Here is a 20,316-nt window from a genome sequence, read left to right on the forward strand (position 1 = left end):
ACCGTGATCATCTGGGACTGCAACGGCCAGAACAACCAGAAGTGGCGCCTCAACTCCGACGGCTCCATCACCGCCGTCGGGGCCAACAAGTGCCTCGACGTCTCCGGTAACGGCACCGCCAACGGCACCAAGGTGCAGATCTACACGTGCAACGGTCAGAACAACCAGAAGTGGACCCGGGTCTGACGCCGTCCGGGCGCGCGCCTTCGCCGGGGTGATGCGTCACCCCGGCGAAGGCCGTCTCCCAGGGAGGTTCTGCCACCGGCCGGGCGGCCGGGCGTGCGGTTCGCCGGCCGGGCGGCGCAGCGCGACGTTCACCGGCGGACCTCGCGCCCGCCGCCCCGGGCGATCTCCAGCACCTCCTCTGCGCTGAAGCGGCACTGGTCTCCCTGCACACTCATGGCCAGGGAGGCCATCGCCGTTCCCCGGCGAAGCGCGTCCTCGGGAGAATCGTCGAGGACGCCCCACAACACGCCGGCCGCGAAGGCGTCCCCGGCACCGATCCGGTCGACCCCGACGGTGGGCAGCGCCGGGGCCGCGAAGGACTCGCCGTCCCAGTGGGCGACAGCGCCTCCGGCCCCGGCCGTCACCACGACGCGGCCGACCGCCAGCCTCCTCGCCAGCTCGCTCGCCAGGGTCAAGGGATCGCCGGACAGGCCGAAGAGATCACGCGCGTCCTCGGCCCGGCAGATCAGCAGGTCGACGTCGGGCGCCAGTTCGGCCGCGAACGAGGCGGCCGTCTCCGGCGAGGACAGCGCCGAACGATAGTTCACGTCGTAGACGACCAGGGCGCCGCGCTCGCGCCCCTCCCGTGCCGTTCGCAGCACGAGCGCGTCCGACCCCGGCGCGAGAGCGGCGGTGATGCCGGTCAGATGGATGATCCGCGCCTCGCACACGGCGGCCCAGTCGAGATCGTCGACGCGGAGCGAGCCGAACACGGTGCCCGCCCTGTCGTAGAGGACGCTCGTCGGACGGGGCGGGGAGCCGATCTCGGCGAAGTAGAGGCCGAGGCGCTCGTCGGCCACCCACCGCACGGTGTCGAGAACGACGCCGGCGCTCGACAGTGAGTCGGCGACCCGGCGCCCGAGGACCGTGTCCGGCAGCGCCGACGTCCAGCGAGCGGACACACCGACCGATGCCAGGGCGACGGCGACGTTCGCCTCGGCGCCGCCGACATGGACACGCAACCAGCCGCAATCGCGAAGCCGCTCTCCGGCCGGGGGCGACAGCCGCACCATGGCCTCACCCAGCGTCGACACCTCGACGCGCGGGCCGCTGACGGGGCCTTCGCTCTGTTGCTCGCTCATGCCCGGGAATCACCCCTCTTGACGGACACCCTTTACTCAAGATTTCATCATACCTATTATGTGTTACATCACATGCACCAAGGGAGCCAGAGACAAGTGAGACAAGGCCATTGGGCGTCCCTCGTGGGAAGCATCTCCGTCGTGGCCGCCGGCATCGTCGTCGTCGGCGCCACTCCTGCGCTCGCCGTGCCGCCCCATCCCGGCCGGACCACGATCGTCGTCTCTCCGGACGGTGACGATCACAATAAGGGCACTCCGGGCAAGCCGCTGCGCACCCTGCCCGCCGCGCAGGCCATGGCGCGCGCCTCGGCACGCGCGGGAAGCGCCGTGACGGTCGAACTGAGGGACGGGACCTACCGGCTCGACAAGCCGCTGCGTTTCACCGCAGAGGACTCGGGGACCAGCGCCAAGCCGGTGACCTGGACCGCCGCGAAGGGCGCGCACCCGGTCATCTCGGGCGGCCGGGCCGTGACCGGATGGACGTCGTACGACGCGGGCAAGAACATCTTCGTCGCCTCGGTGCCCAAGGGGCAGGACAGCCGTCAGCTCTACAAGAACGACGCCGCGGCGCCGCGCGCGGCGATCAAAATCGCTCGCAGCGACGTGACGATCACCGAGTCCGGCATGGAGATCAAGAATCCCGCGCTGAACTACCTCGCGACGCTGCCGGACCAGAGCCGCATCGAGGTCGAGAGCCAGGGCTCCTTCACCGATCGGTACGCCCCCGTGCAGAACATCAGCGGGACGACGATCACCATGCAGCAGCCCGCGTGGCAGAACAACAACTGGGGGTACGACACCCTGGCGCGCCCGTTCGCGGGCGGTCAGCTGCTGCTCGAGAACTCCTACGCGTTCCTGCAGGAGGGGCAGTGGTACCTGGACCCGGCCGCCGGCAAGCTCTACTACCGCGCCGCCGCCGGTGAGGACCCGAACGGCGCGTCGTTCGTGCTGCCCTACCTCGAGTCGCTCGTGCAGATCGCGGGCGGCTACGCGAAGCCGGTGCACGACCTGACCTTCTCGGGCATCCAGTTCTCGCACTCGACCTGGCTGTCGCCCGGCTCGTCGATCGGCTACGCCGACCAGCAGAACGGCGCCTTCATCCCGAAGGCCTACCCGCAGCCCGCCGACTACCTGAGCAGCTGCCAGTCGGGCTGCCCGCTGTTCGAGGGCGCGCGCAACGGCTGGAACCAGATGCCGGCGGCGGTCCAGGTGGCCGCGGCCACCCGCGTGAAGTTCACCGACGACACCTTCTCCCACCTCGGGCAGGTGGGCCTCGGCATCGGCCTGGACGCCAACGCGAACGGCGCCGGGATCGGGCTCGGGGTCACCGAGACGACCGTGCACCACAACCTGTTCACCGATCTCGGTGGCGCGGGGGTCGTCGCGGGCGGCGTGCAGCCGGACGCCCACCACCCGAGCGACCCGGCGATGACCCTGCGCGACATCACGATCGACAACAACTTCGTGACCGACGTCGCGAAGGACTACAAGGAGATGTCGGGCATCCTCACCACGTACGTGGACCACGCGGTGATCGCCCACAACGAGGTCTCGAACCTGGCCTACGACGGGATCGACACCGGCTGGGGCTGGGGCGCGAACGACGCGGGCGGCAGCCAGGACTACAAGAACCGGGGCCTGTACGCCTACCAGCCGATCTACACCACGCCGACGACCCTCAAGAACACCGAGGTGACCGGCAACCTGATCCACGGTGTGAAGAAGGTCTTCCACGACGGCGGGAGCCTGTACAACCTGTCGGCCAACCCCGGCGCCGTGTTCAGCGGCAACTACATCTACGACACCAAGCGGACGGTGGGCCTCTACCTGGACGAGGGATCCCGCTACGTGACGATGAAGAACAACGTGGTCCAGGACTGCGGAGTGTGGGTGTTCACGAACTCCTACGGGACGATCAACAACACCAGCGACAACGTGCTCCAGCACAACTGGTACAACTCGGGCGGCACGCAGACGCCGGACGCCGGCGTGCACAACAACCAGCTGATCGACAACGTCCAGGTCTCGGGCACGGACTGGCCCGCCGAGGCCAAGCAGGTGATCGAGCAGGCCGGTCTCGAGCCCGCCCTGCGGACCTTCCCGGGAGTCTCCCGGTAGTCGCCTGACGGCGTCCGGCCGCCGGACGACGACGAGGCGGGGAAGCCGTACGGCTTCCCCGCCTCGTCCCTTAGACCCGCCTCTTGCTATAGGCCCGCGTCTTGCTCTGGAAGCGAACGCGTCCCTACAGGCGAGCGCGTCATCTCCCCAGCCACCCGCCGTCCACCGGGATGATCGCGCCGGAGACGTAGTCGGACGCCGACGAGCTGAGGAAGACCGCCGCCCCCGCGAGGTCGTCGCCTTGGCCCCAGCGCCCGGCCGGAATCCGCTCCAGGATCGACCGCGACCGTTCGGGGTCGCCGCGGAGCGCCGCCGTGTTGTCGGTCGCGATGTAGCCCGGCGCGATGGCGTTGACGTTCACGCCCCGCCCGGCCCACTCGTTGGCGAGAGCACGGGTGAGGCCCGCGATCCCCGACTTCGCGGCGGTGTAACCGGGCACGTTGATCCCGCCCTGGAAGCTCAGCATGCTCGCCGTGAACACGATCTTGCCGCGCCCGCGCTCCAGCATCGGACGCGCGACCAGCTGGGTGAGGGCGAACTGGCTCGACAGGTCGACCTCGATCACCCGGTCCCACCACGAGAGCGGATGCTCCGCCGCGGGCGCCCGTTCGATGGTGCCCGCGTTGTTGACGAGGATGTCGGGAGCCCGTTCCGCGAGTTCGGCGCCCAGCGCCAGGACGGCGTCACGGTCCGCGAAGTCGACCGCCCGGCTCTCGAAGGACCGGCCGAGCCCGCGGATGGACTCGGCGACCTCGTCGTCGGGCCGTGACTGCGCGCTCACACCGATGATGTCCGCGCCGGCGGCGGCGAGGGCCTCCGCCATGGCGCGCCCGATGCCCCGCCGGGCGCCGGTCACGACGGCGAGACGGCCGTTGAGGTCGAACAGACCACTCATGCCCGGGCCTCCCCTGCGACGTCCACGAGGATCTTCATGGCCCGGCCCGCCGAGAGGTCGTCGATCGCGGAGGCGATCTCCTCGATCGGGACGACGCCGGAGATGAGGGCCTCCGTGGGGATCACGCCCCTGCCGAGCAGGTCGACGGCGCGCTCGAAGTCCGACCGCTGGTACACCCGGGCGCCCAGCAGTCGCAGCTCGCGCCAGAACACGCGCTGGAGGTCCAGCTCACGAGGGGCGGAGTGGATGGCCACCACGACGATCGTCCCGCGCACCTTCGCCAGGTCGGTGGCGGATCGGGCCGCGGCGGCGGCTCCCGACACCTCGAACACCACGTCGGCGCCGACGCCGTTCGTCCAGCGCCCGACCTCGGCGGCCAGGTCGGCCGAAGCGGGGTCGATCACCTCGAACCCGAGCTCGGCGACGCGGCTCCGGCGGGTCGCGTCGACCTCGGCGACCATGACATGGGCGCCGGCGTCGCGCGCGACGGTGGCGATGAGCACGCCGATGGGGCCGCCGCCGAGCACGACCGCGTGGTCGCCGACCTGGAGGCCGGAGCGCCGGACGTCATGCACCGCGACGGCGACGGGTTCGACGAGCGCCGCCGTGCGCAGGTCGAGGCCGGAAGGCAGCGGCACCGCGATCGACGCCGGCACATTCCACCGCTGCTGCAGCCCTCCGGGGGAGTCGATGCCGACGAACACGAGGTTCTGGCAGATGTGCTGATGACCGGCGAGGCAGGCCGAGCAGGTGCCGTCCCAGACCAGCGGCATGACGGTCAGAGGGTCACCGACCTTCCACCCCTCCACGCCCGCGCCGACCGCCGCCACGGTGCCCGACGTCTCATGGCCGAACACGAGGGGCGTGCGCACCCGGGCGTCCATGGCACCGTGCACGATGTGGAGGTCGGTCCCGCACAGTCCGCAGTACGCGACGGCGACCTGAATCTCCCCCGGACCCGGCGGCCCGACGTCGACCGAGACGGTCTCCAGACGGCCGCCGCCCACATATGCTGCACCCTTCATGGGAGTTCTCACTCTCCTTCGCACCGCACCGCACCAGCCGCGGCATCTCTTGCGCTCATCATACGTATGCCGTTACTTTTATCACCATCTCTCACCCCCCGATGTGGGAGACAGGACAAAAAGGACTCGAACATGTTCCGTTTCACACGAGCCGGACGCACGGGCCCATGGATGCGCGCGATCAGCGTTGCCGGAGCATCGGCTATCGCCCTCACCCTGGCCGGTTGCGGCGGCGATGACGGCACCTCAGCCGGTTCCTACGGTTTTCCGCAGGTGACTCAGGACGACAAGGCTCCCATCACCGTATGGGTGGATGCCGATAGAGCAAGCGCGGCCGACGCCTTCAAGAAGGCCAACCCGGACGTCAAGATCAACGTCGTCACGTACGACGGCTCGGCCAACGGCTCGAACTCGTTCCGGACGAAGGTGCAGCTCTTCGACCGGGCCGGCAGCGGCTGGCCCGACGTCGTGTTCTCGACGCAGAACAACGACGCGGCGTGGGCGAGCCAGAAGAGCAACGGCAAGCAGGCGTTCGCGGCCGTGCTCAACGGCGGGCTCGTCCAGAAGACCACGCTCGACTCCTTCACCAAGGGTTCCCTGGACCCGTGCACGGTCGAGGGCAAGGTCTACTGCCTGCGCAACGACCTCGCCCAGGTCGCGCTCTGGTACAACAAGGACCTGCTCGACAAGTTCGGCTACACCGTCCCCACGACGTGGGAGGAGTATCAGGCGCTCGGCGAGAAGGTGGCCAAGGAGCACCCCGGCTACATCGTCGGCGCCGTCGGAGACTCGTTCGCCTCGGAGATCTACTTCTGGAGCGGCAAGTGCCAGGCGAACGGCGTCACCGGTCCGAAGACGGTCACGGTCAGCACCGGCACCACGGAGTGCAAGCGCGTCGCGTCGATGCTCGACGTTCTGATCAAGAACGGCACCACGCCCAACCTGAGCGTCTTCACGCCCGAGTTCGTGAAGAAGTACACCGGTAAGGTGCTCCTGATGCCCGGCCCGGCCTGGTACGCGGGAGCCATCTTCAACAACCCGCAGTCGCTCAACGTCCCCGCGGGTCAGCTCGGCGTCGCGGCGCCGCTTACGTGGCAGGGCGACACCCCCGCGACCGGCAACGTCGGCGGCGGCACCTGGTTCGTCAGCAGCCACTCCAAGAACCTCAAGGCGGCCGAGAAGTTCGTCGAGTTCGTCACGACGGCCGACGACTACCAGGTCAACGTCGCTCCCGGTTACCCGGCCTACGCGCCGGCCGCCGAGAAGTGGCTCAAGAAGCAGGAGTCGAGCGGCTACTACGCGACCGACCTGCAGGCACTGCTCACGGCCGGGTCGCAGATCTGGAACGGATGGGGCTCCGGCGTCTTCAGCCAGGAGGCGATCTGGGCGAAGACGATCACTCCCGCGATCGCGAGTGGCAAGAACCTGGTCGACATGCTTCCCGAATGGGAGACCGCGATCAAGAACCAGGCGCAGGTCAACGGCTATACGGTCAAGTGACATGACAGTCATGAATGAGACCGGCCCGTCGGCCACGACAGCACCGCGCGGAGGGCAGGGCGAAAGGAGCGACGCCGGCGAGCGGAGCGCGATGAGCTACGGCTTCGTCGCCCCCTACACAGCGCTGGTGATCGCGTTCGGGGTCCTGCCCGCCCTCTACGCAGTCTTCCTCGCGTTCACCGACAACGAGGGCGGCTTCGCGGGAATCGCCAACTTCACCAAGGTCGTGAGCGACTTCCGCTTCCTGCCCGCCGTCGCGCACGTCGCGCTCTACCTGGTGATCTGGCTGGTGGCCCTGGTGGTGCTGGTCTCGTTCCTGGCTGTCGTCGTGCACGCGGTCCGGGTGCGGTGGCTGAGCCGGACGCTCAGGTTCGTCTTCTACCTGCCGGGCGCTCTGGCGGGCGCGTCGAGCGTGCTGCTGTGGCTGTTCGTTCTCGACCCGACCGCCAGCCCGGTCAGCGGGCTGCTGCATTTGCTGGGATTCTCCAGCTTCGTGCAGGTCATCGTCCCGGCGAACCTCCCGCCTGTGTTCGCCATCATCGCGTTCTGGACCGGCGCGGGCGGGTGGATCGTCATCATGTACGGTGCGCTCAACAACATCAGCCCCGACGTGATCGAGGCCGCGCGCATCGACGGCGCCACCGCCGTGCAGATCGCGCGGCGCATCCAGCTGCCGATGCTGCGCAAGTGGATCTCGTACATGGGCATCATGTCGCTCGCGGCCGGCACGCAGTTGTTCGTCGAGCCACAGCTGCTCTCGCAGGCGAGCAACGCGATCGTGCCCAACGACTACTCGCTCAACCAGCTCGCCTACCAGTACGCGTTCCAGCAGAACGACTTCAACGGAGCGGCGGCCATCTCCCTGCTGCTGCTCGTCATCGCCCTCGCGCTGTCGGCCGTCTTCGTGACGCGCGGCGGCCTGTTCGAGAAGGACTGAGGTCATGACGACAGTCGACGTCGGTCGCCCGGCGAGGCGACGGAACCCGGCGAGGCGACGGAACAGTGTCAGCGGCTGGAGCATGCGGACGATCATCGCGGTCGTTGTCGCGATCTTCGTGCTGTTCTTCGTGATACCCATCGTCTGGCTGCTGCTGGCGACCACGAAGTCGGCACACGCGCTCATCGTCGACAACCCGTTCCAGCCCGGCAGCTTCGGCGACCTGGCCGCCAACTGGGACCAGTTGTTCGGCTTCCAGGACGGCGCGGTGACCTCGTGGGTCGGCAACTCTGCGCTGTACGCCCTGGGTGCGCTCGTCATCACGCTCGTCGCCAGCATCCCGGCGGGCTACGCGATGGCGTTGACGGAGTTCCGCTTCCGGCGGCTGCTCCTGGTGCTGACGCTGATCGTCATGCTGATCCCGAACACCGCGCTGGTGCTGCCGATCTTCCTCGAGCTGAACGTGGTGGGGCTGATCGGCAGCCCGCTGTCGGTGATCCTGCCGATGGCGTTCTTCCCCTTCGGCGTGTACCTCACCTACATCTACTTCAACACCAGCGTCCCGCGTGACCTGCTCGCGGCGGCGCGCCTGGACGGATGCACCGAGTTCCAGGTGTTCACCAGGGTCGCGCTGCCGCTGGCCGCGCCGATCGTCGCCCTGGTGGCGTTCTTCAGCTTCGTCCAGAACTGGAACAACTTCTTCCTGCCGTTCGTGATGCTGCCGTCGAGCGAGGGGTATCCGATCCAGGTCGGCCTGACCTCCCTGCTCGCCTCGACGCCGGCGTTCAACCCCAGTTCCGCCGGCGCCCAGTCCGTCCAGCTGCCCACGCTCGCGCTCGCCACCGTCATCTCGGTGTTGCCGGTGCTGATCGTCTTTCTTTTCGCACAACGCTTCCTGGTCGCCGGCATGACGGCCGGAGGAACCAAGGAGTGAGTCGCATTTCCGTAATGAAGGAGCAACCGTGAAGGTCACCGGCTATCGCAGCCTGACCACTGCGCACGACTGGGGCCGGCTGATCGGCGACGCCAACGGCGTCATGCCCGAGCCGCGCACCGACGTGCACGTGCTGATCCTCGAGACCGACAGCGGTGTCGAGGGCGTCGGGCTCGGAGCGCACGGCGACATCGAACGCGTCTTCGGCGCCGTCGAGGGCGAGGACCCGCGGGCCGTCTCCGCGATCTACGACCGGATGCTCGACCGGGTCTTCAAGACCGGTCACTCCGGCGCCACCTTCGGCGCGATCGGCGCGATCGACATGGCGCTCTGGGACCTCAAGGCGAAGGCGGCCGGCGAGCCGCTCTGGCGCACTCTCGGCGGCCGTGACCGGTTCGTTCCGGGCTACGCCTCCGGGCTGGACATCGCACTCGACGACGACGCCCTCGTACGCCTCTACGAGCGCTTCGCGGAGCGGGGCTTCAGCGGCGCCAAGCTCAAGGGCGGCCGGAACCTCGAGCACGACCTGCGCCGTCTCAAGGCGCTGCGGGACGTCTTCGCGCGCAACTCGGCCGAACCCGCCCTCATGCTCGACGCCAACGAGTCGTGGAACCGCTCGCAGGCCGTGCGCTACATCGCGGCACTGGAGCAGGAGGTGGACCTCACCTGGGTGGAGGAGCCGGTGCGCAGGTGGGACGCCGCCGGGCTCGCCTCGGTCCGGCGGGGCATCCGCGCCGGGGTGGCGACCGGCGAGAACCTCACCGGTCTCGAGCAGTACCGGCCGCTCCTGGACGCCGACGCCGTCGACATCGTCCAGGTGGGCAACGTGTGGGGCATCACGCACTTCCTGCGGGTGGCCGCGGTGGCGCACAGCCGTGACCTGCCCGTCAGCCCGGTGGCCTACCACACCAACCCGGTCGCGCATGCCGCCGTGGCCGTGCCGAACCACCTGGCCTTCGAGGTCCAGGACCTCTCGGCCCCCATCGGACTCCACGTCGACCAGGAATTCGAGGACGGCGGGATCGTCCTCGGCGACGAGCCGGGCATCGGCATCCGGGTGGACGAGGAGCACATCAACGCCGTGCGGGCCGCCGATCCCCCGGCCGCGATCGACGGGCCCCATGTCCGCCCCAAGCGGGCGGGCCTGCGCCTCGTCCCGGACTCTGGTCAGGGCGACCGCAACGGCGCGCGCGCCGGAGAGCGGGTGGGATCGTGAGCGCCCAGCCCCGCATCCAACGTCACGCCTTCGTCGTCGGCGTCCGGCCGGAGCGCCGGGAGGAGTACCTCGAGCTGCACAGCAACGTCTGGCCGCAGGTCGAGCAGACCCTGCGCGACGCGAACGTCACGAACTACTCGATCTTCATCGTCGGCGACACGCTGTTCGCCTACTACGAGTACGTCGGCGACGACCACGCCGCCGACATGGCCCGCATCGCCGAGGACCCGGTGACGCGCGAGTGGTGGACGCACACCGACCCCTGCCAGGTGCGGATCGTCGAGGAACGCGATCCCGGCGCCCTGTGGCAGCCGCTCGACGAAGTCTGGCACCTGTCGTGATCCGTTCCGTCGACGCGCACGTGCATCTCTGGAACCGGGCCACCGATCCGCAGCCGTGGATCGACCCGGTGACGATGGCGGCGATCGACAGAGACTTCGCGCACGGCGACCTCGAGCGGATGCTCGATTCGACCGGCGTGGAGGTCGCCGTCGTCGTGCAGTCGATCAACAGCGCCGCCGAGACGAGGCGGCTGCTGACCCAGCCGGGCCCGCGCGTCGCGGGCGTGGTGGGCTGGGCCGACCTCACGGGCGACGTCGCGGCGCAGCTCGACGAGCTCGACGCCGCGGCGCGCCGGAGGCTGGTCGGGATCCGTCACCTGGTCCATGTCGACCCCGATCCCGACTGGCTCGGACGACCCGACGTGGGAGCGGCGCTCGATCGGCTGGCCGCCGCCGGCCTCGGCTTCGACCTGGTGGTGCGGTCGTGGCAGCTGCCGCTGGCCGCGACCGTCGCGGCCGCGCATCCCGGCGTGCGCTTCGTCGTCGACCACCTCGGCGGGCTCGCCGAAGCGGACGACGACGACGGCTGGGAGGCCGGCCTGCGCGAGCTCGCCGCACGGCCGAACACCTACGCGAAGATCTCCGGGCTGGCCGGGCTGGTGAGCCGCGGCGAGGGAGCCCGGCTGCGCCGGGCGGTCGGCGTGGCGCTGGAGGCGTTCGGCCCGGACCGGCTCATGTACGGCTCCGACTGGCCGCTCGCCGAGCTGGGGGCCGGCCCGGTCGCGTGGCGAGGAGCGGTGGACGAGCTGATCGGCGAGCTGAGCCCGGCCGAGCGCCAGGCGGTCGTGTCCGGCACCGCGTCGGCCTTCTATCGGCTCGGCACATGACGGCACAGGTCGCGGAGCTGCTGAAGCGGGCGCGGTCGAAGCACGGCGTCATCGGCCTCGGCGGATCGCCGCTCGGCAACTTCGCCAGCCCCATGACCGACGACGAGGCCGCCCTGACGATGCGCCGGGCGTGGGATCGCGGCATCCGCTACTTCGACACCGCGCCGCACTACGGCCTCGGGCTCTCCGAGCGCCGCATCGGCGCGGAGCTGCGCCGCCGCCCTCGCGACGAGTTCGTCCTGTCCACCAAGGTCGGCCGCCTGATCGTGCCCAACCCCCGGCCCCGGGAACGGGACGACGACGGGTTCGCCGTTCCCGGTGACCTGACACGGCGGTGGGACTTCTCGCCGGCGGGTGTCGAACGCTCGCTCAGGGAGAGCCTGGAGCGCCTCGGGCTCGAGTCGGTGGACATCCTCTACCTGCACGATCCCGAACAGGCGTGGGAGGGCGCGGCCCGGGAGGGGCTCTCGGCGCTGGCGCGGCTGAAGGCCGACGGCGTCGTGAAGGCCATCGGCATCGGGACCAACTCCACCGCCGGGCTCGCCGGGATCATCGAGGACGGGCTCGTCGACGTGATCATGCTGGCCAACCGCTACTCGCTGCTCGACCACACCGCGCTCGACTCGGTGCTCGTGCCGGCCCACCGCTTCGGTGTCGCCGTGGTGGCCGTCGGTGTCTTCGCCACCGGCCTGCTCTCCACCGCCCGCCCCGCGCCCGGCTCGACGTACGAGTATCGCGCCCCCGGCGCGGACGTGCTCGGGCGCGCCGAGCGCATCGCGTCGGTCTGCGAGGATCACGGCGTCGAACTCCCCGCCGCCGCGCTGGCCTTCCCCCTGCTGCACCCCGCGGTCTCCGCGATCGCCGTCGGCATGCGTTCACCGGTCGAGGTGGACGAGAACCTCGGGCGGTTCGAGACCGACATCCCCGGCGGGCTCTGGGACGACCTGATCGCCGAAGGTCTGATTCCGCCCGGCGCCGTGCGGACGCACGAATCCTGAGCCCGGGCGGAGCGTGAGCTCCGGCCCCACCGTGACGCCGGCTTCGCCGGGCGTCACGGTGGGCGGCACCCTCAGGAGCCGGCCTCCTGGCCCATCGCTCCGCGTACGCCGGGGCGGCGCCTGGCCCACGAACCCAGTATGTGGACGCGCATCGCGGCCGCGGCGCCCTGAGCGTCTCCCTGGAGGATCATCGACTCGATCTGCCGGTGCTCGGCGAGCGACTGGAGGTGCTCCTCCCTGCTCGGGTCGCCGTTGTACCGGCTCGACAGCCGTGCCTTGGCATGGATGCCGTGGATGATCGCGTGACCGAGACGATTGCCGGAGAAAACCATGATCATCTCATGGAAGGCGACGTCCTCCCTGCCGTAGCGATCCGCGTCGTGCAGGCTCTCCGCGAGGACGTTCGCCTGCTTCTTCAGCGCCTCGACCTGATCCGGTGTGATCACGCGGGCACACTGCGCCGCCATGTCGCACTCGAGGGCCGCCCGGACGTTGATGAGGTCGTCGAGGATGGACAGGTTGCTGTCGTGCCGGATCTGCGCCTCGAGGACGAGGGGGTCCAGCAGGTTCCAGCCGATGGGCTCGAGAACCCGGGTCCCCCGGCCCGGCGTCGCCTTGACCAGGCCCTTCGCCTCCAGAAGTTTGATCGACTCGCGCACCACGGTGCGGGAGACGCCGAACTCCTGACACAGCTCGGGCTCGGTCGGGAGTACGGTGTCGACCGGATAGGCCCCCGAAACGATGCGGTCGACCAGATGCGTGACAACGGTGTCGCCCAGACGCCTGGGGCGTCGGTAGCTGGGCGGCTCCAGCGAGGCGTGGGAGGTGCTCCCGGTCGGACCGGAATGAGAGGACGCGGCAGTCACTGAGCCTCCAGGAGGAATATCACCAGCCCAGTATACGCGTCTGCACATATGTAATTCATATGATGTAACCGATCTCACTCCGCGCTACCTGGGTGATTCGCCCTCGCGCGGTCACGCGCACGATCGCTTGCATGGTCACGCCGACTGCCGCAACGACATCACGGCCCACGGCGCGAGTTCGACGTCGAGGTCGAGCACACCGGTGGCGGGCACGGTCAGCGTGAACCTGAGGAGCGAGTCGGCGACCCTGCGCAGGTGCTCGCTCTCGGCCCGCGACGGGTTGAGGGGGGACCCGAGCCGATACCACGCCTCGGCGACGTTCCCGTGCTCCCAGTCCACGACCTCGACGAGAAACGTGGTGCCCGGCTCCAGCCCGCCGATCGAGTGCCGGATCCTCCTGCTCGGCCCGATCTCGGCCAGCGCGCGTGTCGCGTCGTACGAGTTCTGCGCCCGGACACCCTTCTTCCCCATGTCCTCCGGGTAGTTGAAGAACACCGCCGACACGGCCGACGTCCGGCTGTCCCGGGTCACGACCCCGTCGGACGTCGTGAGCAGCAGCCGGTCACCGAGCCTCTCCAGCATCGTGAACGCGTGGAACGTGGGTTTGTGAATGCCGGACTCGTTCACGAGGCCGAATCCCCCGTGAAACGGTCCGATCCCGGCGCCTCCCTCCTCGAACACGTCGGTGAAGGTCCAGTAGGAGATCGAGTCGGCGAGGGTGGCGCACTGCAGGTACGACCGCGTGATGGAGGTCGCCGCGAACACCGTGTCGTGAATGAAGTCACGGGATGACGGCGACGTCGACCACTCCGTGATGTGGATCTCCGCATCGGGGTACGCGCTGTTGCTCACGAGCTTGCGAAGCAGGGTCAGGTCGTCGAACGTCGCGTCGGCGTACCGGGTGATGTGCACGGCCTCGCCGTCGGCGGCGAACGCGAAGTCGGTGGGGTAGGTGTGCGTCGAGATGAAGTCGATCGGAAGTCCGCGCTCCGCGCACCAGGCGATGAAGTCCTCGATCCACACCGGGCGCCAGTCGAGCGCGTCCACGTCGGCCGCGCCGGCCGTCTCGTGTGTGGCGGCACGGTCCTCGACCTCGCCCTTGTAGCGGTCGTCGGGCACGAAGACGCTCGTCGCCGGCCCGCCCACCTTCAGCTCGGGATCGATTCTCTTGATGGCCGTGACGGTCTGCTCGTAAAGCTCGAAGTATTCGGTCTTCGTCCCGGTCCAGAAGTGCGGCACCAGGTTCGGCTCGTTCCACACCTCGAACCGCCACTCCCGCACCTCGTCGAGGCCGTACCGGTCGATCCAGTGCTCGACCGACCGCGTCACCAGCTCGACCCAGCGCGCCATGTCCTTGGGCGGGCTGCAATGAGCGCCCCACCAGAACACCGTCTCCGTCTGCGTGGCCAGCTCGCGCGGCATGAAGCCCAGCTCGACGAAGGGACGGACACCGCATTCCAGGATGAAGTCGAACACCTTGTCCACGTAGCTGAACGTGTACACGGGCGAGTCAAGGGGTGCGTCCGGGCCGAAACCGCCGCCGTAGCTCTCCCGATAAACGAACATGTCGTCGTGGAAGACGCCGTGAAAACGGATGTACTGCACTCCGCATGCGTCGGCGACCTCCGCGAACTGCCGTTGCCAGTCCGCGCGCAGCGCCTCGTTCGCCCGCCCGGCACCGATGCATCCGCTCCACACATGGGGGAACACACTGTCGTCGCACGGCTTGCCGTCGATACTGAACCGGGACTCGCTTGTCATGGTTCACTTCTCTCACAAATGGCCCACGGGCGGGAGATGGCCGGCGAAAGAGCGCTGCCGGCCCGTGATGGCGCCCAGCCCGCCTCCCGGCACCTCCAGCCGGCGACGACCCTCAGCGTCCGCGACTCGACGGGCCCGGTCCCGCCGTCCTGAGCCGGCCGCGGACGCCCATCACAGCCACGCGGTGAGGAGCGGCGCGAGGGAGCCGCCGGAAGCGGTCAGCGCGTGCGGGCGGCCGGCGAGGTAGGCCGCCACCCCGGCGAGCGGGCCGTCGACGGTGACGGGCTCGCCCTCGCCGGGCAGCTCCCAGCGGTCACCGGTGTCGGTGGCGGTCAGGACGACCGCGGGGCCCGCGGCGCCGCCGCGCTTGGCGACGATGTCGTCGGCGAGGGCGGTCAGGAGCCCGGCGGGCAGGGCCGAGAACGCGACGCCGGAGGCCAGGTCGACGGCGTGGACGCAGACCTCGCGGGAGCGCAGCCACGGGATCTCCGTCGCGGGGACGGTGCGGCCCTGGGCGGTGACGACCTCGGCGTTCCACTGGTCGTCGGTGAGCCCGGTTATGCCCGCGGCGAGCCGCTCGGCGGACGAGGTCAGCCAGGCGGCCAGCTCCTCGGCCGGTCTGCGGGCGCCGGCCTCGATGTCGGCGTCGCGCTGCCGCGGCGAGGAGTACATCGGGGTCTTCTCACCGGTGGCGGCCCAGCGCACCAGGTTGCCCAGCGCGTCGGCGTTCGCCGCCACGTGGGCCACCAGGTGCTTGCGGGTCCAGCCGGGGAGCCCGGAGGGGGCGAGGTAGTCCTCCTCGCCCCACCCGGCGACGGCGGCGAAGAACAGTTCGGTGCCCGTCGCGCACCAGTTCAGGGCGTCGCCGAGGGTACGGCGCATCAGGCCGCCCCGTCCTCGGCCACGGTGTTCTCCAGCCGGCCGATGCCCTGGATCTCGGCGACGACGCGCTCGCCGCCGGTCAGGTAGCGCTTGGGGGTACGGGCGTGGCCGACGCCGCCGGGGGTGCCGGTGGCGATGACGTCGCCGGGGTTGAGGCGCACGATGGTCGAGACGTACTCCACCAGCGCGACCGGGTCGAAGAGCAGGTCGCCGGTGTTGTCGCGCTGCATGACCTCGCCGTCGACGCTGAGGACGACCTCGAGCTCGGGGCGTACGCCGCCGGGGAGTTCGTCGGGGGTGACGAGGCAGGGGCCGACGGGGGTGGAGGAGTCCCACATCTTGCCCTGCAGCCACTCGCGGGTGCGGAACTGCCAGTCGCGGCAGGTGATGTCGTTGAGCACGGTGAAACCGGCGATCGCGGCCTCGGCCTCGGCGCCCTTGGCGCGACGGGCCTCCTTCCCGATCACGACGGCGAGTTCGACCTCCCAGTCGAACTCCTCGGTCTCCTCGGGACGGGCGATGTCGTCGCCGGCGCCGATGAGGCAGTCGGCGAACTTGGCGAACAGCGTCGGGTACTCCGGCAGATCGCGGCCCATCTCCTGGATGTGGTTCTTGTAGTTCAGGCCCACGCAGACGACCTTCGAAGGCCGCGGGACGACCGGCGCGAAGTCGGCGCCCTCGGCGGGATAGGTCGTGGCGGCGTCCGCGTCGACGGCGGCGGCCCTGGCGGCCCAGTCGTCGTGCGAGAGGAGCTCGCCGAGGTCGGCGGCGCCGAGGTCGACCAGCCGGTCGCCGTCGAGCCGTACGGCACGGGTCGAGCCGTCGACGCGGAGGGTGGCGAGCTTCATCGGGTGGTCCCTTCGATACGGGTGCGGTTGAGCTGCAGGGCTTCGAAAACCGGGGAGTCGCTGAACCGGAACAGGTCCAGCGCGCCGGAGTCGGAGTCGGTGGAGCCGGCCTCGGACCGGGCCGAGAAGGGCTGCCAGGACGGGACGGCGAACAGGTCGCCGCGGGTGACCGTCCAGGTCCTGTCGCCGACGGTCACGCTGCCCGAGCCGTCGAAGACCTGGTAGACCGACGAGCCGGTCTCGCGGACCGGGGCGGTCTCGGCGCCGCGCGCGATGCGGTGCATCTCGGCGCGGAGCGTGGGCAGCACGTCGGCGCCGGTGGCCGGGTTGGTGTAGCGGACGGCGGCGTGGCCGGGTTCGACGGTGCCGCCGAAGCCCTCGGCCTCAAGGGCGAGCTGGTCGGCCAGGGCGCGGTCGGTGAACTCCCACTTGTAGGACAGCAGCGGGGTGCCCGGGGTGAGCTCGCCGACCGACAGCGGGCGCAGGCCGGGGTGGCCCCACAGCCGCTCGGAACGGGACCGCTCGGGGGTGATCCGCTCGTCTTCGCCGATCTCGTCGCGGCCGAGCTCGAAGAACTGCGCCTCGGTGACGTACTGGAAGGGGATGTCCAAGCCGTCGATCCAGGCCATCGGCTCGCCGGTCGCGTTGTGGTGGGCATGCCAGTTCCAGCCGGCCTGCGGGAGGAAGTCACCGCGGCGCATCGGGACCGCGTCGCCGCCGACGACCGTCCACACGCCCTCGCCCTCCACGACGAAGCGGAAGGCGTGCTGGGTGTGGCGATGCTCGGGAGCGTCCTCCCCCGGCATCAGGTATTGGATCGCGGCCCACAACGTGGGCGTCGCGAAGGGCCGGCCGCCCAGCCCGGGGTTGGCCAGAGCGATCGCCCGCCGCTCTCCCCCGCGGCCGACCGGGACCAGCTCGCCGGCCTGCGCGGCGAGCCGCCGCAGGTTCTCCCAGCGCCACAGGTGCGGCACCGCGCGGGAACGGGGATGCGCCGGCATCAGGTCGCCGATCTCCGTCCACAGCGGCACCAGCAGTTCCTGCTCGAAACCGCGGTAGAGGTCTTCGAGCGCGGGGGTGACGTCGGGCTGGTCCGGTGCGTCGACCGCACGGAGTCGCACCGGGGACTTCGGCGTGGTCACAGGGGTGCTCATAGGGCTAATGTTGCTGCGATAGCTCAATGAAGAACGCGAAATTCTGCTTTGCAGAATCGAGGGGCCGTGAGCAAGCCGCTGAAGAATCCGCCGACCTACATGATCAACAGCGTGGACCACGCGCTGCGGGTCGCCGCGATGCTGCAACTGGAGGGCGAGCTGACCCTCTCGGAGGTCGCCGAGAGGCTGGGCGTGGCCCGCTCCACCGCGCACCGGCTGCTCGCGATGCTGGTCTACCGGGACTTCGCGGTCCAGGACGACCGGCGCCTCTACCGGGCCGGTCCGGTCCTGGAGCTCGCGGCCCACTCCCCCTCGGCCGCGTCCCGGCTGCGGGCGGCCGCCCTGCCGCACCTGCACCGGGTGGTCGGCGTGCTCGACGAGTCCGCCAACGTCGTGGTGCGCACCGGGGACACGGTCCGGTTCATCGCCAGCGTCGAGTGCTCCCAGGCCCTGCGGGTGGGTTCCCGTGAGGGCATGGTGTTCCCCGCCCACCGCACCACGGCGGGACTGCTGCTGCTCGCGGAGCTGACCGACGAGGAACTCGAGGCCGTCTACCCGCCCGAGCGGTACGCCGGCCGCCCCACGGAGAGACCCGACCTCGCCCGGCTGCGGACCGAGCTGGCCCGGGTGCGGCGCAAGGGGTTCGCCGTCAACCAGGGCCGTTCCGAGCGCGGCGTGGTGGCGGTCGGCGTGCCCATCAGGGGCCCGGACGGGAACGCCCTCGCCAGCCTGTCGGTGTCGATGCCGAGCGGACGCTACGACAAGCACCGGCTGCCGTCCCTGGTCGACACCCTCACCCGCGCCGCGGGCGCCGTCGAGGCCGATCTCGCCCAGTCCCCCTGAACAGGTGGGCCGAGGCCTATCGCGAAGCCGGTCTCGGACGGCGCCGTGAAGCGCGGAAGTTGTTTGCCCTAACGCCCCTGGAGCGCCCTGGCGTTGTCGCCGAAGGTCCAGCCCTTCGACCCGTCCCAGTTGATGGACCAGGTCATCAGGCCCTTGAGCCGGCCGTCGAAGCTGTTCCAGCTCTGGCTCACCAGGGACGGCGACATGTAGCCGCCTCCGGCGCCGGCCTGGGCGGGCAGGCCGGGGACCTGCTTGTCGTAGGGAACCCTGATCGTGGTGCCCTGGATGACCAGGCCCGTGTCCAGGCAGGTGGTCTGGGCGACGAATCCCTGGACCGTCCCGGCGGAGTAGGAGTCGCCCGAGCAGCCGTACATGCTTCCGTTGTAGTACTGCATGTTCAGCCACCACAGGCGGCCGTTGTCCACGTACTTCTTGATGATCGGCAGGTAGGCGCCCCAGATCGAGCCATAGGTGACACTGCCTCCCGTGACGTACGCCGTCTCGGGGGCCATGGTGAGGCCGAAGCCGGCGGGCATCTGGGCGAGCACGCCGTCGATGATGCGGATGAGGTTGGACTGGGAGGCGGACAGCTGGGTGATGCTGCCGCTGCCGCTGAGACCGGTCTCGATGTCGATGTCGATGCCGTCGAAGTTGTACTTCTTGAGAATCGGCACGATGGTCGCGACGAAGCGATCGGCGACGCTGCCGGAGCTGAGATCGATGCCGGCGGTGGCCCCGCCGATGGACATCAGGATCGTCGCGCCGCCGGCCTTGGCCTGGCACATCTCAGCGGGCGTCGGGACCTTGACGGTGCTGTCCATGCCGTCTTCCCACAGGACCGTGCCGTCCGAGCGGATGACCGGGAACGCCGCGTTGATCACGTTGTAGCCGTGCTGCCGGATGCGGGCGTCGCCGATCGGCGTCCAGCCGAACGGCGGGTGGACGCCGTTGGATGATCCGTCCCAGTTCTCCCAGTATCCCTGGAGGACCTTGCCGGTCGGCCGCCCCTTCACCGGGCACGTCGTGTCTCCCGGCGACGGCGAGGAGGAAGGGGAAGGCGACGGCGACCGCGGCGGGGACGGCGACGGGGAGGGCGACCTCGACGGTGAGGGGGACGGGGACGGGGAGGGTGACCTCGACGGGGAGGGCGAAGGAGACGGGCCGCCGGGGCCGTCGAAGCCGATGTCGTCGGCGTAGTAGGTGCCCTGGCCGTACCAGCCGTGCAGGTAGACCGTCGCGCTCGTCTGGTTGGCGCCGCTGGTGAAGGACACGCGGAGCTGGGTGTAGGCGGACGGCGACGTGGTCCAGGTGGACGGTCCGCCGTTCACGCCGAGGTACACGTAGCTTCCGCGGACCCATGCGCTCAGGGAGTAGGCGGTGTTCGGCTGCACGGACACGGTCTGCGTGCACTGGGCGTTGTCCGAGTCGCCGGCCGCGCCGGCCAGCGCCCTGCCGCCGGTGTGGACAGGGGAGGCGACCACCGATCCCAGGCCGCCCGTGCAGGACCAGGGAGAGAGGCTTCCGGACTCGAAGCCGGAGTTCGCCAGCAGGTTGGCCGCACTGGCCGGTGCCTGTGTGAGGACGACGCCCGTGGCCGCCAGCAGCAGCGACGCTGCCGGGGTCAGCAGGCGGAGTGTGCGCTTTCGCATGGAGGTCTCCTGAACCAGGAGTGATCGGAGCCGGCGCGCCGATCGCGGGGGGTGACGGCGTGCCGGCGACCTCGCCGGTGGGTGGGTTCACCGGCGAGCCGCTGGACAGTACGGATCCGTGATCCCATGGTCGGGACCGTCCCCCTATCTGTCAAGATTGTTAACAGATAACTCTCCCACCAGCGGTTATGCCACTTTCTTCGGAAGGGCGAGCG

The 20,316-nt window shown here is 69.9% G+C and carries 19 protein-coding genes; 10 read left to right on the forward strand and 9 right to left on the reverse strand.

All coding sequences use genetic code 11. The features are described 5' to 3' along the window. The coding region (locus BXA11_RS38050) for an RICIN domain-containing protein (RefSeq protein ID WP_143734767.1) at positions 1–186 on the forward strand (186 nt) is incomplete at its 5' end. Positions 187–314: 128 nt separating this feature from the next. On the opposite strand, the gene BXA11_RS38055 is transcribed toward BXA11_RS38050, so the two are convergent. Beyond that, the gene (locus BXA11_RS38055) at positions 315–1,307 is read right to left on the reverse strand and encodes a sugar kinase (protein WP_076442556.1); all 993 of its coding nucleotides are present in this window, start codon (positions 1,305–1,307) and stop codon (positions 315–317) included. Between the two features lie 123 nt (positions 1,308–1,430). Between BXA11_RS38055 and BXA11_RS38060 the strand changes: the two genes are divergently transcribed. Then, complete coding sequence (locus BXA11_RS38060) at positions 1,431–3,425, forward strand: right-handed parallel beta-helix repeat-containing protein (RefSeq protein WP_076442559.1); 1,995 nt, start codon at positions 1,431–1,433, stop codon at positions 3,423–3,425. A 139-nt stretch (positions 3,426–3,564) separates the two neighbouring features. Here BXA11_RS38060 and BXA11_RS38065 read toward each other — a convergent pair whose 3' ends face one another. Both BXA11_RS38065 and BXA11_RS38070 read right to left on the reverse strand, forming a co-directional pair. Continuing rightward, on the reverse strand, positions 3,565–4,320 hold the full coding sequence (locus BXA11_RS38065; protein ID WP_076442562.1) for an SDR family oxidoreductase: 756 nt from the start codon (positions 4,318–4,320) through the stop codon (positions 3,565–3,567). Beyond that, positions 4,317–5,345 carry a (R,R)-butanediol dehydrogenase gene (locus BXA11_RS38070; RefSeq protein ID WP_030512200.1) on the reverse strand — a complete coding sequence of 343 codons (1,029 nt, stop codon included), beginning with the start codon at positions 5,343–5,345 and terminating at the stop codon, positions 4,317–4,319. The genes BXA11_RS38065 and BXA11_RS38070 overlap by 4 nt, the downstream gene beginning before the upstream one ends. Positions 5,346–5,654: 309 nt before the next feature. Here BXA11_RS38070 and BXA11_RS38075 point away from each other — a divergent pair, with 309 nt between their 5' ends. The 7 genes from BXA11_RS38075 (at position 5,655) to BXA11_RS38105 (ending at position 12,098) form a co-directional block, all read left to right on the forward strand. Next, positions 5,655–6,845 carry an ABC transporter substrate-binding protein gene (locus tag BXA11_RS38075; RefSeq protein WP_204054062.1) on the forward strand — a complete coding sequence of 397 codons (1,191 nt, stop codon included), beginning with the start codon at positions 5,655–5,657 and terminating at the stop codon, positions 6,843–6,845. Position 6,846: 1 nt separating this feature from the next. Continuing rightward, positions 6,847–7,782, forward strand: coding sequence for a carbohydrate ABC transporter permease (locus BXA11_RS38080; protein ID WP_076442564.1), 936 nt, complete (start codon positions 6,847–6,849; stop codon positions 7,780–7,782). A gap of 82 nt (positions 7,783–7,864) precedes the next feature. After that, entirely contained in the window at positions 7,865–8,716 is an 852-nt protein-coding gene (locus BXA11_RS38085) for a carbohydrate ABC transporter permease (protein ID WP_030512203.1), read from the forward strand. 28 nt (positions 8,717–8,744) lie between these two features. Then, positions 8,745–9,932 carry a mandelate racemase/muconate lactonizing enzyme family protein gene (locus BXA11_RS38090; RefSeq protein ID WP_076442566.1) on the forward strand — a complete coding sequence of 396 codons (1,188 nt, stop codon included), beginning with the start codon at positions 8,745–8,747 and terminating at the stop codon, positions 9,930–9,932. After that, positions 9,929–10,273 (forward strand): L-rhamnose mutarotase, encoded by a 345-nt coding sequence (locus BXA11_RS38095; RefSeq protein ID WP_036409248.1) that lies wholly within the window; start codon positions 9,929–9,931, stop codon positions 10,271–10,273. Before BXA11_RS38090 ends, BXA11_RS38095 begins: the two co-directional genes overlap by 4 nt. Then, positions 10,270–11,100, forward strand: a complete 831-nt coding sequence (locus tag BXA11_RS38100; RefSeq protein WP_204054061.1) for an amidohydrolase family protein — start codon at positions 10,270–10,272, stop codon at positions 11,098–11,100. Before BXA11_RS38095 ends, BXA11_RS38100 begins: the two co-directional genes overlap by 4 nt. After that, a complete protein-coding gene (locus BXA11_RS38105; protein ID WP_076442568.1) occupies positions 11,097–12,098 on the forward strand; it encodes an aldo/keto reductase in 1,002 nt (333 codons plus the stop codon). The genes BXA11_RS38100 and BXA11_RS38105 overlap by 4 nt, the downstream gene beginning before the upstream one ends. 71 nt (positions 12,099–12,169) lie before the next feature. Here the strand turns inward: BXA11_RS38105 and BXA11_RS38110 are convergent, their stop codons facing one another. The 5 genes from BXA11_RS38110 to BXA11_RS38130 form a co-directional block, all read right to left on the reverse strand. After that, a complete protein-coding gene (locus BXA11_RS38110; protein WP_051762791.1) occupies positions 12,170–12,964 on the reverse strand; it encodes a FadR/GntR family transcriptional regulator in 795 nt (264 codons plus the stop codon). 135 nt (positions 12,965–13,099) lie between these two features. Then, positions 13,100–14,725 carry a GH39 family glycosyl hydrolase gene (locus BXA11_RS38115; protein ID WP_076442570.1) on the reverse strand — a complete coding sequence of 542 codons (1,626 nt, stop codon included), beginning with the start codon at positions 14,723–14,725 and terminating at the stop codon, positions 13,100–13,102. 171 nt (positions 14,726–14,896) lie between these two features. Continuing rightward, positions 14,897–15,607, reverse strand: coding sequence for a maleylpyruvate isomerase family mycothiol-dependent enzyme (locus BXA11_RS38120; RefSeq protein ID WP_076442572.1), 711 nt, complete (start codon positions 15,605–15,607; stop codon positions 14,897–14,899). Then, positions 15,607–16,455, reverse strand: a complete 849-nt coding sequence (locus BXA11_RS38125) for a fumarylacetoacetate hydrolase family protein (RefSeq protein WP_076442574.1) — start codon at positions 16,453–16,455, stop codon at positions 15,607–15,609. The genes BXA11_RS38120 and BXA11_RS38125 overlap by 1 nt, the downstream gene beginning before the upstream one ends. After that, positions 16,452–17,609 carry a cupin domain-containing protein gene (locus BXA11_RS38130; RefSeq protein ID WP_076442575.1) on the reverse strand — a complete coding sequence of 386 codons (1,158 nt, stop codon included), beginning with the start codon at positions 17,607–17,609 and terminating at the stop codon, positions 16,452–16,454. The genes BXA11_RS38125 and BXA11_RS38130 overlap by 4 nt, the downstream gene beginning before the upstream one ends. A gap of 66 nt (positions 17,610–17,675) precedes the next feature. Between BXA11_RS38130 and BXA11_RS38135 the strand changes: the two genes are divergently transcribed. After that, positions 17,676–18,452 carry an IclR family transcriptional regulator gene (locus tag BXA11_RS38135; RefSeq protein ID WP_076442577.1) on the forward strand — a complete coding sequence of 259 codons (777 nt, stop codon included), beginning with the start codon at positions 17,676–17,678 and terminating at the stop codon, positions 18,450–18,452. Positions 18,453–18,520: 68 nt separating this feature from the next. Here the strand turns inward: BXA11_RS38135 and BXA11_RS38140 are convergent, their stop codons facing one another. Continuing rightward, complete coding sequence (locus BXA11_RS38140) at positions 18,521–20,101, reverse strand: carbohydrate binding domain-containing protein (protein ID WP_076442579.1); 1,581 nt, start codon at positions 20,099–20,101, stop codon at positions 18,521–18,523. Positions 20,102–20,316 lie beyond the last annotated feature (215 nt).

The organism is Microbispora rosea, assembly GCF_900156315.1.
GTDB classification, from domain to species: Bacteria; Actinomycetota; Actinomycetes; order Streptosporangiales; family Streptosporangiaceae; genus Microbispora; species Microbispora rosea.